This window comes from Pseudidiomarina aestuarii (assembly GCF_003987355.1).
Lineage (GTDB): Bacteria > Pseudomonadota > Gammaproteobacteria > Enterobacterales > Alteromonadaceae > Pseudidiomarina > Pseudidiomarina aestuarii.
In genome coordinates, this window is sequence record NZ_PIPR01000001.1 from 1511559 (window position 1) to 1528346 (window position 16788).

Annotated in this window: 17 protein-coding genes; 3 read left to right on the top strand and 14 right to left on the bottom strand. The window is 50.6% G+C overall.

Annotated elements, in window-relative coordinates; translation table 11 throughout:
- Nucleotide 1 precedes the first annotated feature (1 nt).
- The 8 genes from hflK to CWE22_RS06910 form a co-directional block, all read right to left on the bottom strand.
- Nucleotides 2-1192 carry an FtsH protease activity modulator HflK gene (gene hflK, locus CWE22_RS06875; protein WP_169930594.1) on the bottom strand — a complete coding sequence of 397 codons (1191 nt, stop codon included), beginning with the start codon at nucleotides 1190-1192 and terminating at the stop codon, nucleotides 2-4.
- Between the two features lie 57 nt (nucleotides 1193-1249).
- Nucleotides 1250-2545, bottom strand: coding sequence for a ribosome rescue GTPase HflX (hflX, locus tag CWE22_RS06880; protein ID WP_169930595.1), 1296 nt, complete (start codon nucleotides 2543-2545; stop codon nucleotides 1250-1252).
- A gap of 22 nt (nucleotides 2546-2567) precedes the next feature.
- Nucleotides 2568-2819, bottom strand: coding sequence for an RNA chaperone Hfq (hfq, locus tag CWE22_RS06885; protein WP_169930596.1), 252 nt, complete (start codon nucleotides 2817-2819; stop codon nucleotides 2568-2570).
- 170 nt (nucleotides 2820-2989) lie between these two features.
- Nucleotides 2990-3925, bottom strand: coding sequence for a tRNA (adenosine(37)-N6)-dimethylallyltransferase MiaA (gene miaA, locus CWE22_RS06890; RefSeq protein WP_169931054.1), 936 nt, complete (start codon nucleotides 3923-3925; stop codon nucleotides 2990-2992).
- Nucleotides 3922-5727, bottom strand: a complete 1806-nt coding sequence (gene mutL, locus CWE22_RS06895; protein WP_169930597.1) for a DNA mismatch repair endonuclease MutL — start codon at nucleotides 5725-5727, stop codon at nucleotides 3922-3924. Before mutL ends, miaA begins: the two co-directional genes overlap by 4 nt.
- 8 nt (nucleotides 5728-5735) lie before the next feature.
- A complete protein-coding gene (locus CWE22_RS06900; protein ID WP_169930598.1) occupies nucleotides 5736-7061 on the bottom strand; it encodes an N-acetylmuramoyl-L-alanine amidase in 1326 nt (441 codons plus the stop codon).
- An 11-nt stretch (nucleotides 7062-7072) separates the two neighbouring features.
- Entirely contained in the window at nucleotides 7073-7564 is a 492-nt protein-coding gene (gene tsaE, locus CWE22_RS06905) for a tRNA (adenosine(37)-N6)-threonylcarbamoyltransferase complex ATPase subunit type 1 TsaE (protein ID WP_420821034.1), read from the bottom strand.
- 56 nt (nucleotides 7565-7620) lie between these two features.
- The gene (locus CWE22_RS06910) at nucleotides 7621-9153 is read right to left on the bottom strand and encodes an NAD(P)H-hydrate dehydratase (protein ID WP_169930599.1); all 1533 of its coding nucleotides are present in this window, start codon (nucleotides 9151-9153) and stop codon (nucleotides 7621-7623) included.
- A gap of 103 nt (nucleotides 9154-9256) precedes the next feature.
- Here CWE22_RS06910 and queG point away from each other — a divergent pair, with 103 nt between their 5' ends.
- Nucleotides 9257-10372 (top strand): tRNA epoxyqueuosine(34) reductase QueG, encoded by a 1116-nt coding sequence (gene queG / locus CWE22_RS06915; RefSeq protein WP_169930600.1) that lies wholly within the window; start codon nucleotides 9257-9259, stop codon nucleotides 10370-10372.
- Between the two features lie 9 nt (nucleotides 10373-10381).
- Here queG and CWE22_RS06920 read toward each other — a convergent pair whose 3' ends face one another.
- The 4 genes from CWE22_RS06920 to CWE22_RS06935 all read right to left on the bottom strand — a co-directional run bounded on the left by CWE22_RS06920 (nucleotide 10382) and on the right by CWE22_RS06935 (nucleotide 13192).
- Complete coding sequence (locus CWE22_RS06920; protein ID WP_169930601.1) at nucleotides 10382-11779, bottom strand: sensor domain-containing diguanylate cyclase; 1398 nt, start codon at nucleotides 11777-11779, stop codon at nucleotides 10382-10384.
- A 78-nt stretch (nucleotides 11780-11857) separates the two neighbouring features.
- Nucleotides 11858-12406: a DUF1415 domain-containing protein gene (locus CWE22_RS06925; RefSeq protein WP_244595972.1), complete on the bottom strand. Its 549-nt coding sequence runs from the start codon at nucleotides 12404-12406 to the stop codon at nucleotides 11858-11860.
- Nucleotides 12407-12463: 57 nt separating this feature from the next.
- Nucleotides 12464-12868: a large-conductance mechanosensitive channel protein MscL gene (gene mscL, locus CWE22_RS06930; protein WP_211618628.1), complete on the bottom strand. Its 405-nt coding sequence runs from the start codon at nucleotides 12866-12868 to the stop codon at nucleotides 12464-12466.
- Nucleotides 12869-12967: 99 nt separating this feature from the next.
- Nucleotides 12968-13192 (bottom strand): YheV family putative zinc ribbon protein, encoded by a 225-nt coding sequence (locus tag CWE22_RS06935; protein ID WP_169930603.1) that lies wholly within the window; start codon nucleotides 13190-13192, stop codon nucleotides 12968-12970.
- A gap of 75 nt (nucleotides 13193-13267) precedes the next feature.
- Here CWE22_RS06935 and CWE22_RS06940 point away from each other — a divergent pair, with 75 nt between their 5' ends.
- Both CWE22_RS06940 and CWE22_RS06945 read left to right on the top strand, forming a co-directional pair.
- On the top strand, nucleotides 13268-15157 hold the full coding sequence (locus CWE22_RS06940; protein ID WP_169930604.1) for an ATP-binding cassette domain-containing protein: 1890 nt from the start codon (nucleotides 13268-13270) through the stop codon (nucleotides 15155-15157).
- Nucleotides 15157-15381: a YheU family protein gene (locus tag CWE22_RS06945; protein ID WP_169930605.1), complete on the top strand. Its 225-nt coding sequence runs from the start codon at nucleotides 15157-15159 to the stop codon at nucleotides 15379-15381. Before CWE22_RS06940 ends, CWE22_RS06945 begins: the two co-directional genes overlap by 1 nt.
- Here CWE22_RS06945 and cysQ read toward each other — a convergent pair.
- On the bottom strand, nucleotides 15378-16235 hold the full coding sequence (cysQ, locus tag CWE22_RS06950; protein WP_169930606.1) for a 3'(2'),5'-bisphosphate nucleotidase CysQ: 858 nt from the start codon (nucleotides 16233-16235) through the stop codon (nucleotides 15378-15380). The two genes, CWE22_RS06945 and cysQ, sit on opposite strands and share 4 nt — an antisense overlap.
- Nucleotides 16232-16780, bottom strand: coding sequence for an ADP compounds hydrolase NudE (gene nudE / locus CWE22_RS06955; RefSeq protein WP_169930607.1), 549 nt, complete (start codon nucleotides 16778-16780; stop codon nucleotides 16232-16234). Before nudE ends, cysQ begins: the two co-directional genes overlap by 4 nt.
- Nucleotides 16781-16788: the final 8 nt, after the last annotated feature.

Below are 16788 nucleotides of genomic sequence, written 5' to 3' on the forward strand. Positions count from 1 at the left end.
TTTACCCCCGACCGCCAGAACGGTCGCTGACGCGGCCCGAACTGCTGCTCTGTTGACTACTACTTTGATTGCTTGTCGAATTCGATTGTGAGCGCGAATTCATCATCGCTTCACTATCATTCGAACGATTCTGTGTAGGCCGATTGCGCTGCTGCTCAAGTATTTTGTCGAGCGGCAGATACATCATGTTATTGCTACCTTCAACATCCACAAAGACCTTGGCATTTTCAGCATAGATCCGCTCCAACGTCTCAAGATACAGGCGTTGACGAGTGACCTCTGGTGCTGCTTTGTACTGTGGCAATAATTCGTTGAAACGCGCAACTTCACCCTGTGCCCGCAGCACGGTTTGCTCACGGTAGGCTTGCGCCTCTTGTAACAAACGACGCACTTGACCACGAGCCAGCGGTTCAATTTCACGCGCATAGGCTTCGGCTTCACGAATAAAGCGTTGCTCATCCTCTTGCGCGGCAATAGCATCATCGAATGCGTCTTTGACCGCTTCTGGTGGCCGTGCTGGTAGTAAGTTCACATCGACTACCTGAATACCCAGCTGGTACGGGGCAATGATAGTTTCCAACAGTTCGAGTGTTTGCGCGCGGACATTTTCACGTCCAACCGTCAACACTTCATCCATCGTTGAATGACCAACCACGAACCGCAACGCGCTGTCGGTGGCTTGTTGCAAACTGTTATCGGCATCTTCCACTGCATACAAATAGTCACGCGGATTCACCACTCGATACTGAACGTCGAGTTCAACTTGAACCACGTTTTCGTCTTGAGTCAGCATGAAACCATCCGACTGGAATTGACGCACATTACTCACGTCGACAGTTTCTACCGAGTCGATGAATACTGGACGCCAATGCAACCCTGACTCAACCAAGTCACTGTATTGGCCGAATCGCAAAACGACACCACGCTCGGCTTCTTTAACGGTGTAGAAACCAGCAATAAACCAAACTACCAAGGCGAGTACGGCTATAATTCCTAGCCCCTTGGTGGGTAAACCACCTGAGCTTCCGCCGCTAGAGCGACCAGCACCACCTTTTTTACCCCCAAAGCCAAGCTTTGCGAGCAGGTTTTTTACTGCTTCATCGAGATCAGGCGGGCCTTGTTCACGGCCGCCTTGGTTTTTCCATGGGTCGCGGTCATTGTTATTGCCGTTCCCCGGTTGATTCCAGGCCATTGATTACTCCAACTCTGGTTCTGAATAATTCGTTATTACGGGATATATATGCTGCAGCTATTCTACAAAGCCCTGCAAGCTATCGCCATATTCTTCTGCCACTTGTTTGCACAAACGTTGCCAATCAACGGCCGACATCCGCACTCCAAGCGCTAATTGACCGTCTTCGGTCGAACTCTCTGAGGTAACACTTTTTAACGCGTACAGCTTACCACGTAATTTGCCCATTGAGGGCGGTATCCGCAAAGATACGTTAACCATGGCAGGACGCAAGCGTTGTACCAGTGCTTGTTGTAACAATTCGATACCTGCGCCACTTTGCGCAGATAACCATACTCGCACGGGTTTGCCCTCGTCATCAGTGTCGATTCGCGCCACCCCATCATCGAGCTGATCAATTTTATTGCACACCAACAATTGGGGGACATCTAAGGCTCCGATTTCATCAAGCACTTCCGTCACCTGGTGAATATTGTCCGCTTGCCGCTCATCAGTGACATCAATTACATGCAACAGCAAGTCGGCTTGTTGTGTTTCCTGCAACGTTGCTTTGAACGCTGCCACCAAATCGTGCGGTAAGTGACGAATAAACCCAACCGTATCAGCCAAAATAATAGTTCCGACATCTGGCAGCTCTAGTTTCCGTAAGGTTGGATCGAGCGTTGCAAAAAGTTGATCTGCAGCGTAGACGCCCGCTTCCGTGATACGATTAAACAACGTCGATTTCCCAGCGTTGGTGTAGCCTACTAAAGATACCGTTGGAATTTCAGCTCGTTGCCGTGCCCGTCGTCCTTGTTCACGTTGCCGCTGTACCTTGTCGAGCCTAGCTTGGATGTTTTTTATACGACCGCGGATTAAACGTCGATCAGTCTCTAACTGCGTTTCACCCGGACCGCGCAGACCGATACCGCCTTTTTGCCGTTCTAAGTGAGTCCAACCGCGAACGAGGCGCGTTTGGATGTGACGTAATTGCGCGAGTTCAACCTGCAACTTACCCTCGTGGGTACGCGCACGCTGAGCAAAAATATCAAGTATAAGGCCGGTTCTGTCGAGCACTCGACACGAACAAAGCTTCTCAAGGTTACGTTCTTGGGTAGGAGTCAATGAATGGTTAAAAATGACCACATTGGCGCCCAGCGTCTTCACGACATCGGCGATTTCTTCTGCTTTACCCGAACCCACAAAATAACGCGAACTCGGTGTGCTGCGACTGGCAGTCACAACACCAACCGCTTCGACGCCCGCTGATGACACCAGCAATTTCAGTTCAGATAAATCTTCGCGATCGATTTCTTGGGGAAAGTCGACATGCACGAGGACAGCCTGTTCACCACTTTCATACCTATCAAACAAGCTATCACTACTCCTCTTTCAATTAGTCAATTGCCTCTTCGCTACCATCTTGCTGCGGGAGGTAATTCTGTGGGATTCGAGCAGGCACTACGGTTGAAATAGCGTGCTTGTAGACCATTTGACTCACTGTATTTTTCAGCAAAATCACAAATTGGTCGAATGACTCGATTTGCCCTTGTAATTTAATACCATTCACTAGGTAGATTGAGACGGGTACGCGCTCACGGCGCAGCGCATTCAAAAATGGGTCTTGTAACGTTTGCCCCTTAGCCATAACTTGCATCCTTTTTTTGTTATTGTTTTGTGACTGACCGTTCGAAACTACCCGTCTTTGCCAGCCACATTAACTATAGAACATGCTGTCAAAATTAACAGCCTGTCAACATGAATTAATTGTCCAATGACTTGAATATAGGGCTGATTTGGCTCTTTTCAAGGTAAGGATTAGGTAAAGCTGCGCGGTTCCGTCTGACAATACGCGAACGCTTGTTCAATCAGATCATCAGCTTCACTATCAAACCACCGTACGTTGGGCCATTTTCGTAACCACGTCAGTTGTCGTTTAGCCAGTTGTCGAGTTGCGAAAATGCCACGGTCGATCATTTCATCCCAGCCAAACTCACCATCAAGATACTGCCATACTTGGCGATACCCCACACAACGTAAGGCAGGTAAATCAAGATGTAAATCAGACCTCAGTCGCAGTTGTTCGACCTCAGCGATCAGCCCTTGTTCCACCATCATGCGAAAACGTAGTTCGATGCGCTGGTGCAAGGTAGAGCGCTGAGACGGCGCCACTGCGAGTTGCAAGACCGGATAAGTGAGTGCTCCGTGGCGCTCCTGTGTTAGCGCTGTCAGTGATTGACCTGAGCTTTGATACACCTCCAGCGCACGCAACAAACGTTGTGGGTCGTGCGGGTGAATCCGTTCTGCGCTCACCGGGTCAATGTCTTGTAATTCCTGATGCAGGACCGCCGCACCTTCTTGTTCCAAACGGTGCTGTAAAGCAGCCCGCAACGCCGGGTTCGAGCTTGGCAATTTTGACATCCCCTCCAGCAGCGCTTTGAAATACAGCATAGTTCCACCGACCAGCAGCGGAATGCGACCCGCGGCGATGATAGCGTCAATTTCTCGCTTTGCATCGCGGGCAAATTCCGCCGCTGAATAAACCTGTGCAGGATCACAGATGTCAATCAGACGGTGCGGTGCCTGTGCAAGCTCCGCAGGCGTTGGTTTGGCCGTGCCAATGTCCATGCCGCGATAAATTAACGCTGAATCGACTGAAATAATGTCACACGGCAAGCGTTTCGTGAGCTCAATCGCGAGTCCAGTCTTTCCGGCAGCGGTAGGGCCATAGAGGCAAATCACATGGGGCTTCATGAGCGTACCGCCGGTGGCAACGTCGGCAGTTGCACGGGCATAAGGAACGTCGGTGCAGCGGCAAGTTGCTGTTGCCAACTGGTCAGCCAATGCTCAGCCTGAGTGACGCTGTAGTCACGTTGCACCATATGGGTGGCAAGCCACAGCCAAAAGCTTTGGGGTAGATCGGAATCCGCGCCAGCATGCTCAGCTAAGGTGTGAATAAGATACGGGATACTTTGACTCACATCCGATTGCCGCAGGGCTGCCGGTACCTGTTTGATGATGACTTGTTGTCGCGTTGACTCAAGTTGCACACCAAGCCTGGCTAGCGAGTTTTCCTTCAATTCGCTAATCATGGCTAATACCTTTTCATCACTCAGCTGTACTGGGATCAGTAGTGGTTGACCGGCGAGTCCAGTGGTCCACTGCTGCGCCAATTGGCCGGCAATGCAGTGTTGCTGAACCTGCTGTAAATCCAATAAAAACAGTGGTTGGGTTGCGCTATCTTGCTGCTGTAGCAGCGCCATGCGTTGCTGTACCACACTCAACACTTGCCATTGCCCCATCACTGCCGCTCGCGGTCCCACCGGCACTGGCGAGCGCGGTGCTGCAGACGCTGGCGAATAAAGCTGCTGCGTGGCTCGCAATTCCGTCGCGGACGGTTTCGTTGGCGCATGCATAATGCCGGGTAACGGCGATGCATGGCGCGGCTTCAGCTGTTCCTGTTGTTGTAAAAAATCTGCCGACACCTGCATATTGACGTCTTGATACTGGTGTTCTGCAGCGGAGTGCATCAACTCTTGCGCACTATCGGCCGTAGCAAGCGCACTACGCAACCCATGCAAAACAAAGTCATGAATTTGGCGCGCTTGATGAAAACGGACTTCGTGTTTTGCGGGATGCACGTTCACATCGACATCTTGTGCGGGTAGTTCAAGATAAAGCACATAGGTTGGACTGCGTTCTTCGCCAATACCCTGCTGCAAACTCTCACCATAGGCTTGCCGAATAGCGTGAGCCAGTAGACGATCCTTCATCATGCGGCCATTGACGTAAAAATACTGCACGTCGGCTTGATGACGGCATGCATGCACTGGCGCGATCCAACCACTCAGGCTAACAGAGCCGGCCTGTTCTTCTACTCGTAATGCCGTATCGGTAAAGCTGCTGCCGCAAACCGAGCTAATACGCTGCGTTGCATCGGCTTCAGCGCGGATGGCGGGATACAATCGCACTTGTTTTTGGTTGTGCAACAATTGGAATTTCACATCGAAGCGCGCTAGGGCAATGCGCTTAACCACTTCTTCAATATGAGCAAACTCGGTTTTATCAGTGCGCATAAACTTGCGTCGGGCCGGCGTATTGAAAAATAGGTCCTCAACAGTAACGGTAGTGCCGGTGGGATGACTTGCCGGTGCTAACTCAGCTCGCATATCTTGACCCTCAACCCAAGCTTCCCAGGCGGTAGCTTGGGTCGCCGGCTTTGAGGTTAACGTTAGACGCGCCACGGAACTGATACTTGCTAAAGCTTCGCCCCGGAAACCCAAACTCAAAATCGCTTCGAGGTCAGCCAAACTTCTAATTTTTGATGTCGCATGCCGACTTAACGCGAGCGCTAGTTCGTCGCGCGGAATACCGCTACCATTGTCGCGAATTCGAATCAGTCGACGCCCACCTTGTTCAATTTCAATGATGATCTGATCAGCCCCTGAGTCGAGGCTGTTCTCGACTAGTTCTTTGACCACGGAGGCAGGTCGCTCAATCACCTCACCTGCCGCAATTTGGTTGGCAAGGCTGACTGGCAGTAACTGAATAGGCATGGTGTTCTCTATGGCGCTGATGGAATTTCGAGTACTTGACCGATTTTCAGCACATTACTACGTAAGTTATTGCGCTCTTTTATCGCGTTTACGCTGGTATTATAACGCTGTGCCAACACTGAAAGCGACTCGCCTGACTTGACAACGTGCCGCGCTGCGCGGTTTGTTGCAAAGTAAGTGCCATCGGGTGGCTTGCGCGTGAAATAGCGACGAACCCCTTGATAAATCGCCCGCGCTAACTGTTGTTGATGCTTGTTGCTCAGCAATAATTGCTCTTCGGTGGGATTCGAGATGAATCCTGTTTCCACCAACATGGATGGGATGTTGGCCGAGGTCAACACAGCCAAACTCGCATGCTGCGGCTTGGTTTTATGCATCTTGGTGACGCGTTCCATTTCATCAATAATTTCGGTGGCCGCTTCATAACCGCTCGCCATTGCGTGATCCATCGACATAGAAATCAGTGTTTCACTCAAATAACTGCTGCTGTCATCACTCGATGCGCTGACATCAACACCACCCAGCACCTCGGATAGCCGTTCTTTATTCTCTAACAAACGTCCCATTTCGTTATTCGCACGCCGGTTCGACAGAACCCAAACAGAACCGCCTCGTGGTTGTGGCGAGGTAAATGCATCCGCGTGAATCGACAGGAACATATCGGCCTTTACCTGCTCGGCTTTGCGTACCCGTGTGAGATGTTTCAAATAATAGTCATCGGTACGTACCAAATAGGCTTGCATCGCTGGGTCTGCATTAATGATGTCTGCCAAAGCACGAGAAATTTTGAGAACCACATTTTTTTCGTAGGTACCCGATGGCCCGATGGAACCCGGATCATCACCACCGTGGCCCGCATCAATAGCAATGGTCACCTTGCGTTCTTGCAGTTGACTTGCGCTTAAAGCGGGGCCGGTGCGCTCAATTGAACGTCCCGGCAAATCAACGACCAGCCGTTCGCCATAGGTGTCATTGGCTGCCAGCGCAAACACTTGCGGATCGACCTTTTCGCTCAACTCGAACACGATGCGGGTACTGGATTTGCTTTTTGGAGTGCTGGTGCGGAGTTTGCGAATTAACAGCGAATCGACCTTTACTTTGGTTAGATCGACCTTGCGGCCGGTATTCTCAAAGTCGATGACTAAGCGGTAGGGCAAATTATCGTAAATGGTGAAATAGCTAAACTCTGGCGTCGCCGCCATGTCAAAAACGACACGCGTATTATCTGGCGCAGGCCAGACTCGCACGTTTTCGATAGTATTCGAATTGGCTTGGACCGCTGCAGAATAAACTACAACGACCAGGCTCATGATCCCCAGAATCCACTGTTTCATCACAACATCTTTCAGTTCAAGGTAAGAAGCAATTCCTTACCTCTGTTGGTTAGCGCTTTTATTGTCAATGATCGTGCGGTTCCCGCAAAATCAATTGTTATCGTTATATCGGCAGCTGGAAGATAACCCAAACCGCGTTGCGGCCACTCTGCCAGTATCAGTGTATTTTTTGAGCCTTCTTCGGAAAGGTAATCGCGAATGCCCATAAATTCAAGTTCTTCTGGGTCCGCCAAACGATACAAATCGAAATGATGCACCGTCCAATTCGGCAACTCGTAGCTTTCCACAAGTGTGTACGTTGGACTCTTTACCTTGCCGTCGTGACCCAGTTGCTGAATCAGTCCACGTGAAAATGTGGTCTTCCCAGCCCCCAATTCCCCATACATATAAATAGTTGTGGCAGCTGCTTGCTGATCGAGGCTAGAACCCAGCCGACCAGCTAATGCTAACAGCTCCGCCTCATCGGCTAATGCAAAGGTTTTCATATCGGTCACGATGATCATTCTCTGGATACGAGTTAGTAGTTAATAGTGAACAGTTAATAGTGAACAGGTAACAGTTAATAGTTGGGCGCGTTACGTAACTGCCGAATTAAAGGTAATAAATCACTGGCTATTGTACCACGCTCGCCGTCCAGCGCAGCTATTTCTCCTGCTCGCGCATGCAACCAAACTGCCGCAGCTGCCGCTTCTACTGGGGTTCGTCCCACCAGTAATGTTGCTATGATTCCAGTGAGCACATCACCCGTTCCAGCGGTTGCGAGTGCTGAACTACCGCGCCGGCAGAACCACAACGATTGTTGCGGCGCGCCCACCAACGTTCCTGCTCCTTTGAGCACGATGGTCGATGAAAAGTTCTCAATCAATTGTTGAATCGCTCGAACTCGGTCATTTTGAATTGCAGCTGTACTGCATCCCAAGAGACGCCCCGCCTCAGCAGGATGTGGAGTCAGCACCGTATGCGCCGACAAGGACATTGAGCGGTGGTCCGCATGGGCTAACCAGTTGAGACCGTCAGCATCGAGCACCAGCGGCACATTGCGCTCAACACAATGAGAAATAACCTGTCGCCAGGTGTCTTGAGCTAGAGAGTTCTCTGGGCTAAAACCCAAACCCGGACCCAATGCAACGACAGTAGCTTGCTCGAGACGATGACGCCCCTCAGCGAACGATTCGACCATCAGTTCGGGTTGTGTTTGAGCAATAATGGCACGTGAATCGGGATGACATAAAACGCTGACCTTACCGGCACCAGACCGCAGCGCTGCCTGTCCAGCCAAAATTGCGGCACCAGCCATACCCGGGCCACCGCCAATAATCACGATATGGCCATAGGTTCCTTTATGAACGTTCTGCTGGCTGGCTTTACTTGGATGCACTGCAGAGTCAGCCCGAGTAACTTGCAACAGCCGTTCAGCAACGTTATCCGTGAGAATGTGTCCTAACCGTGATTGCTGCTGTTCAAACGCGCGGCCGACATCGAGGTCGGCAAGGGTTAAGCGGCCAACATAGTCCGCGGCAGCACCGGTCAGCAATCCTGGCTTCCACGCGATCATAGTGACTGTGTCTCGCGCTCGCACAGCCAAACCCTGCGGTTGACCACTATCGCTATCGAGCCCACTGGGAATATCTATGCTCAGTACTGGAATGGCAGATTGATTAAGCGTTTCTATCCAACGTTGATAGTGACCACTTACTTCGCGGCTCACACCGTTACCTAATAACCCATCGACAACCCAATCAAATTCATTCACGGATAGCGTTTCGGCTAAATCAATGACTCGTCCATCAGCCTCACTCCATGCTGCTGCCGCCTGCTTGGCTAGTTCGCTTTTGGGTTTAGCCGCGACCACAGTCGCTTGATAATGAGCTTGCTGAGCGTAGCGAGCGACAAACCAGGCATCCCCACCATTGTTACCGGGGCCACATAACACCAAGATGCGCGCCGGCGCTGGACACACCTGTTGTAACTTCTGTACGCAAGCTTGTGCGGCTCGTTGCATCAACTGTTTCGCATCCAAGCCACAGGCTTCTGCTGCAGCGAGTTCACCGGATCGAATAGTCGCCGTGGTGTAGACATTGTCCCGATTCATTTTAGTCACCGTTACCTATTAGCGGCTGACGCACCAGCACATCGCGTTCTGAATAGGCTATGTTATAGTGCAATCATGTTTGGTTAAGCTTAAGCGTAATGCTATGGATTTTCATCAATTGGCTGCAGATATTAAGCAGTGGGGTGCCGAATTAGGCTTTCACAAAGTTGGCATTACAGACCTCGACCTCGCAGCTGAACAAGACGCATTGCAACGCTGGCTCGATGCAGGTATGCACGGTGAAATGGACTACATGGAACGCCATCGCGAGCTGCGTGCGAATCCCGATAAACTGCACCCAGGCGCCGTGCGTGCTATCTCAGTACGGATGAACTACTTACCCGCTGAAGCGGGTTTTGCGCGAACTCTGAAAAATCCTCGCCTAGGTTACATCAGCCGCTATGCTTTGGGCCGTGATTATCACAAGGTTATGCGCAAACGCCTGAAACAGCTCGGCGACCGTATTCGGGAAGCGTGCGCGGATCTCGACTTCCGTCCTTTTGTGGACTCGGCGCCGATTATGGAACGTCCATTAGCCGTCAAAGCAGGGCTTGGTTGGACAGGCAAACACACGTTAGTGCTTGATGAAAACGGTGGCTCCTGGTTTTTTCTTGGCGAGCTTCTAGTGAATTTGCCACTCCCAGTTGATCAACCCGTCGAAGAAAAGTGTGGCAGTTGCAAAGCCTGCATCACCATCTGTCCGACCCAAGCGATTGTCGAGCCTTATGTACTCGATGCCCGTCGCTGCATTTCGTATCTCACCATTGAACTTAAAAACGCAATTCCAGAGGAATTCCGTCCGCTCATTGGTAATCGTATTTACGGTTGTGATGATTGCCAACTGATTTGCCCGTGGAATCGTTACGCACATCTCACCGATGAAAATGATTTTTCTCCGCGCGCCAATCTCTTGGCACCTGAACTACTCGAACTGTGGGATTGGGATGAAGCAACATTCCTCAAGCAGACCGAAGGCTCACCCATTCGGCGCATCGGTTTTGAACGCTGGTCCCGAAACCTCGCGGTTGCGCTCGGCAACGCTCCCGCTGACGATGACATTATAAACGCGCTCGAAGCACGTCGATCCGAAGCATCAGAAATGGTGCAAGAGCACATCGATTGGGCGCTTGAGCGCCAGCGCAAAGCTGAACATAAAACAGAGAAGCAAGTCCTACGCCTCGTCCGCGCCGTTGAACGTGGCCTCCCCCGCGACGCATAGAAATTGATACTAGGCTTGTACTTGGTTGCGGCCTTGACGCTTGGCTTCGTAGAGCAGCTGATCGACTCGGCCGAGAATCGCGTCGGAGGTGTGTTTTTCGTGTGGAATAAATTCTGCTAACCCGCTGGAAATGGTGAACTGAATAGTTCGGCCATGATACTTGATCGTGAGCTTTTCAACTTGCTTGCGTAAACGCTCAACCGCATGCCTCGCCTCACTCATCGGTGTTTCGGGAAAGAGGATGGCAAATTCGTCGCCACCCATTCGTGCTGCGACATCGATATCGCGCAAATTTTTGCGGACTAACTGGGCAAATTCTTTAAGTACCTTGTCACCCAGTGCGTGACCAAAGCTGTCATTGAAACTTTTGAAATTGTCTAAATCAATCAATGCCAAGGCAAACGCTCTGTTCATACGTTCAGCGCGTTTCATTTCGTTTTCCAAAAGTGGAATAAATAACGACCGATTTCCCAATGATGTTAGCGCATCATGATGTGCTCGATACTGCCACGATTGGCGCGCTTGAACTTCCGACAACAAATCACGTTGATACAGTTCCGTGCCAAGTACCAGCACTATCAAGGAGTAGAGATAGGAGAGTAGATACAGACGTGACCATTCATCTGTTTGTAATTGAAACGGACCATAGTTCTCGGCTGCTAGCGCCACGGTAAGCCCGACCGTAACGGTCAAAGTCACATAAACAGATTCTTTTCGACCTTGCACAGCCAGAAACATCAGGGCTGGCATGATCAGAAAAATAAAGCCTGCAAACATATCAAACGCAAGCCAAGTCATACCGGTACATATGATAAACAGCGCAATACATCTCGCCGCGTCGCCCAAGCGCATCTGCAAGCGGCTTTCCCACGCTTGCAGTACCGCTTGAGCTAGAGGTATCAGTAATAGGATTCCCAGAGAGTTAGTCACGATCAAAATGAGCCAAATCATCCAACTGGATTCGACAGCAAAAAAACCAGCCATAACGAGATTGACAACCAAAATAGTCGAATTGACCGCTGTGCTGACCAAACACACGCCAAACACGAAGGGGAAAATATCTTGAAAGGATTGCAGACCTTCAGGGAGAAGACGGCGCATCAAAGTTGCAGCTAGGGCACTTTCAAGTCCATTCGACAATGCAGCAGTACTCGTATGCAACCATGCAAGCTCGGATAAGACTGCTGCCATACCGGCACTGTTAGCAAGATAACTGGCGACCACGATAAATGGCACGGCCCAATAGCCAAACCTCAATACCATCAGCAACCCAATACCCGAGGGCAGCCAAATCAGTGCGATATTGCCAGGTTCGAGAGAAAACAGCAGAACAGCAAAACGAGCACTAAGGAAATAGATTCCCGAGGCGATTAGCAAATAAAGGAAGTTGCGACCGGTTAACGGCACGATGGATCCCCACGCAGCATGCTTTTGATCCTTATTGTTCTAAGGATTAGCGTAGTCCGTCAGCAGATATTTACCAGTTTATTTGGTGTCTTGGCTCGACTTCAGTTGAGCGAGCGCGGCTAACCAAAAGTCACTCCCCTTGCTGCGAGCAAACTCGATATTTCGCTCTGGAATCGATTCTGGCTCTTGGTAATACTGCAGTGCTTTGTCGACACTACTTTCGCGCAAAATATGCAGTAATGGGTATGGGGCGCGATTGGTAAAGTTGGCTGGATCGTCTGCGGGCTCGCCGGCAAAGCAATAATCTGGATGGAACGAGGCGATTTGATAAATGCCTTCATAATCATACTCAACGATTAAATCTTCCGCAGTTTCCACCAGCTGTAAGTACTGATGAAAATCAGCGAAACCCTTCGTCAAAATGATGATGGTCGTTTCGGTTTCTGGATGCCGGTCCAGCACCATGCACTCCAACACCAGTTGCTCGAGAATGTCCGCGGCAGATTCCGCGTCACACTCCTGATAACGAATCGTGTTCCGTTCCACCTCGCGCTTCGCAAACGGGCAAATGGAATGCTTCACAATAATATCTTGAACCCAAGCTCGGGTAAGTTCGGTTGCTGACATAACGCTCATTCTAATAACGACAATTAGAAAGGGGGATGCTTATCCCCCTCCGCATAGCTATTTATTTTTTAATAAATCACGAATTTCCGTGAGCAATTCTTGTTCCGGAGTTGGCTTCGGTGGCGCTGGAGGTGGCGCGGCCTCTTCCTTTTTCTTCATCGAATTCATTCCTTTAACGACCATAAAAATAGCAAAAGCAATGATGACAAAATCCAGCAGCGTTTGAATAAATTTTCCGTAACCTATGGTAACAGCGGCTTGATCCGCAGTTGCTTCGCGTAAAACTACAGCTAGGTCAGCAAAGTCGACACCGCCAATCAGCATGCCAATGGGTGGCATGACAATGTCGGCAACAAAGGATGAGACGATTTTTCCGAATGCTGCGCCAATTATGATACCTACCGCCATATCAACGACGTTACCGCGCATCGCAAACTTTTTAAATTCTTGCATCATGCTCATGAGTGTTTTCCTTCTCAAACATGCACGAACCGAAGTTAGTCCGCAGTCTTTATATAAGTGGAAAATACTATTTGCGCAAGCACTTGGGGGCTGTCGACCTTACTCTGGCTTGAAAATGCCAATCAATGAGCTGCTCGGTGTCGGTTTGCTTTCTGGGGATGCTTTCTCTGCTTCGCGGTCGGCAAACTGATGACCGCAGTGCACGCATTCAACCTGCTCATACTCCTGTCCGTCGCGCGTTTCAATGCGCAACAGTAGCGTGTCTTGCGTTTTACATTGCGGACATTGAGCGCCCGCGATAAAGCGTTTCCGTGTAGTAGCCATATTCACCTCGGTTGGCATGCGGTATAATTGTCGCAGAATTTCACACGACATGCAGCCTTTCACTGGATAGTAACCATGATCACAATTCGCGACATGAGCCTCATGCGCGGCGGCACGACGTTGCTCCAACAAACCAATATCACCATTTTCCCAGGCCACCATGTGGGTCTGGTTGGACGCAATGGCACTGGCAAATCGTCATTGTTCGCCCTTCTTCGTGGTGAGCTTCAAGTCGAACAAGGGAATTGTGACTTACCGGCGGCTTGGCGTATTGCCAGTGTGAAACAAGAAACCCCAGCGTTAGATCAGCCTGCCCTAGACTACGTGCTCGATGGCGATTCGGAGCTGCGCCATATGCAGCAAAAGCTCGCCGAGGCAGAACGGAATCACGACGGCAATGGTATCGGCCATTGGGCCGATCAACTCGCCACCATTGGCGGATATGAAGCCGAGTCACGTGCTGCCAGTCTACTGAATGGTTTAGGCTTTACCCCCGAACAAGTTTATCAACCCGTCAAATCCTTTTCGGGTGGTTGGCGGATGCGGCTGAACTTGGCACAAGCTCTCATTGCGCGTGCTGACTTACTATTACTCGATGAACCGACCAACCACTTGGATGTCGATGCCATATTCTGGCTCGAAGACTGGCTGCAAAAATTCCCCGGCACCCTCATAGTGATCTCCCATGACCGCGACTTTTTGGATGCTATTGCGCAACAAATCATTCTGATTGAGCACCAAACCGCAACCAGTTATAGCGGCAACTATTCGAGTTTTGAGCGCCAGCAAGCCGAGCAAATTGCGCAACAACAAGCGCAGTTTGAAAAAGAGCAAGCACAGCGCAAACATTTACAAAGCTACATAGACCGCTTTCGATATAAAGCCAGCAAAGCCAAACAAGCGCAAAGTCGTATTAAAGCACTCGAACGTCTGCAAGCATCAGCTCCGTTGCGGGCTGCCAGTGGCTTTCAATTTGCGTTCCGACCGCCGGTCGCATTGCCGAATCCGCTCCTCACGCTCAGCAAGGTGCAGGCAGGATATGGTGACAAGGTGGTGCTGCAGAACATTCAATTCAACTTGGTTCCGGGAAGTCGGATTGGTCTGCTGGGTCGTAATGGCGCTGGTAAATCGACCCTCGTTAAGTTATTAGCAGGTGAGTTAAAGCCGCAAGCAGGTGTCTTTGAATTGAACCCTGCCGTGCGGTTGGGCTACTTTGCCCAGCACCAATTAGAAACGTTGGATCCAGCCGCGACCCCATTGCAACACCTACAACGACTCGATGAGCGTGCGACTGAGCAACAGCTGCGTGATTTTATCGGCGGTTTTGGCTTTTCAGGTGACCAAGCAACACGCACTGTTGCACCGATGTCAGGTGGCGAGAAAGCGCGGCTTGTATTGGCTCTGATTGTGTACCAAAAGCCGAACTTACTACTGCTCGATGAGCCCACCAACCATCTCGACAGCACCATGCGTGAAGCGCTGGTTTTCGCATTGCAAGATTTTGAGGGCGCGATGGTGATTGTGGCGCATGACCGGCACTTGCTACGCACCACAGTGGATGAGTTTTACTTAGTGGCCAACCAACAAGTACAGCCGTTTGCCGGCGATTTGGATGCTTACCATGACTGGTTGCAACACCAGGCGAGTCAAGCCGCATCGAGCCAACGTCAAACTGAAACCAAGATCGATAGGAAAGCTGAAAAGCGTAAAGAAGCGGAGCAGCGACAAGCATTAAAACCGCTCAAAGACCAAATCAGTCGCGCTGAAAAACGAATGGCGGAGTATGAGCACAAGCTCACGCAGCTCAATGAAAAGCTTGCCGACACAGGACTTTACGAGGCAGCGCGGAAAGCAGAGCTAACGGACCTATTACAGCAACAGGCAGAACTGCAAAAAGGTCTCGCGCAAGCGGAAGCTGAGTGGTTGGAAGCCGAAGAGGCCCTACAAGAGGCGCAAGAAACTTAATGCAAATACCATGGCAAGCCGTTGACCCTGACACATTGGAGAGCTTAATCGAAGCTTTTGTGTTGCGTGAAGGCACTGATTACGGCGAAGAAGAAAAATCTCTCGCAGAAAAGGTCGAAGATGTACGCGCCCAGCTACACGATGGCCGTGCCGTGCTGGTGTGGTCAGAACTTCATGAAACGGTGAATATTATGCCTGCCGGGGATGTGGGCGCAGACACTTAACCTTTGGCTTTGTGTTTAATAAAAACATCGCGCCAAGACACCGCTGGGTCGCCCAAAATAATGAAGTTTGGATTCCCCAAATTGGATTCTCTGTTGTAGGTCAATGGCTCAAAATCTTCGCTGACAATAGAGCCTCCCGCCTCACCAACAATCACTTCTGCGGCTGCGGTGTCCCATTCGCCAGTGGGTCCCACACGTAAAAAGCAGTCAGCCTTTCCTTCAGCAATCAAACAAGCCTTCAGTGAGCAACTGCCCGCTGGGTAGGTTGCTAAATCACGATCAGCCGACATACGTTGGAGCACACGTTCACGCGGCTGCCGCCGACTAATAGCGAGCATCAAAGGTTCATGTTGCGGCTCTTGCAGGCGTCGAATGCCAATGGGACGACGACCATGAATGTCTTGCTTGTAAACACCAGCTCCGCGTTGCGCGGAATAGAGCGCATCACCAGCAGGCCAATAGATCACACCTAGCACCGGCTGATTGAATTCAACCAAAGCCACAATGACAGTAAAGTCGCCGCTACGTGCAATAAACTCTTGGGTACCGTCGATGGGATCAATCAACCAATAACGGGGCCATTGCTTGCGCTGGGCAAAATCTAGATGTCCGCTTTCTTCGGACAACACAGGAATGTCAGGCGTTAATTTCTGAAGGGCGTCGACAATCAATCGGTTCGCAGCTAAATCAGCACTGGTTAATGGCGATTGATCATGCTTTTCGAGCGTTTCGTAAGCCTGCTCTTCATACAATTCAAGAATAAGGTCGCCGGCACGAATAGCAATGTCTTCCGCGCCACGTTGCCACTGCGTCAATTGCTCAGGCGTGGTTGCAGACTCTTGATACCCGCTCATTCGGCCAGCTCTCGCAATGTCATGAGCAGCGCAGCAATACTGCGCGCTTCAGTAAAATCTTCTTGCTCTAACAAAGCATCCGCTTTGCTCAACAACCAAGGGACTTGCTCCAGCGGCTCTGGCTCATCTCCTTCAAGGGTTTCCGGATACAGGTTTTTAGCAATAAAGATATGCATGGTAGCAGAGAAAAATTGCGGCGCCATGGTCACACTTTTCAGTGGAATGAGTTCTCGTGCACCATACCCAATTTCCTCTTTCAGTTCACGATTAGCTGCTTCTTCTGGCGTTTCGCCGGGGTCGATTAAGCCTTTGGGGAAGCCAAGCTGATAGTTGTGCAATCCTGCTGCGTATTCGCGCACGAGCATGAGCGTCTCGTCATCGATGAATGGAACAATCATCACCGCCCCACGGCCGCTGCTTTGCATGCGCTCAAACTGACGTTCCACGCCGTTGCTAAACCGCAAATCTATGGCTTCAATTTTAAGTAAACGACTACGCGCTACTACTTGGCGGGTTAAAATTTCGGGAATCTGCTTTGGCGCCATGCTGTTAC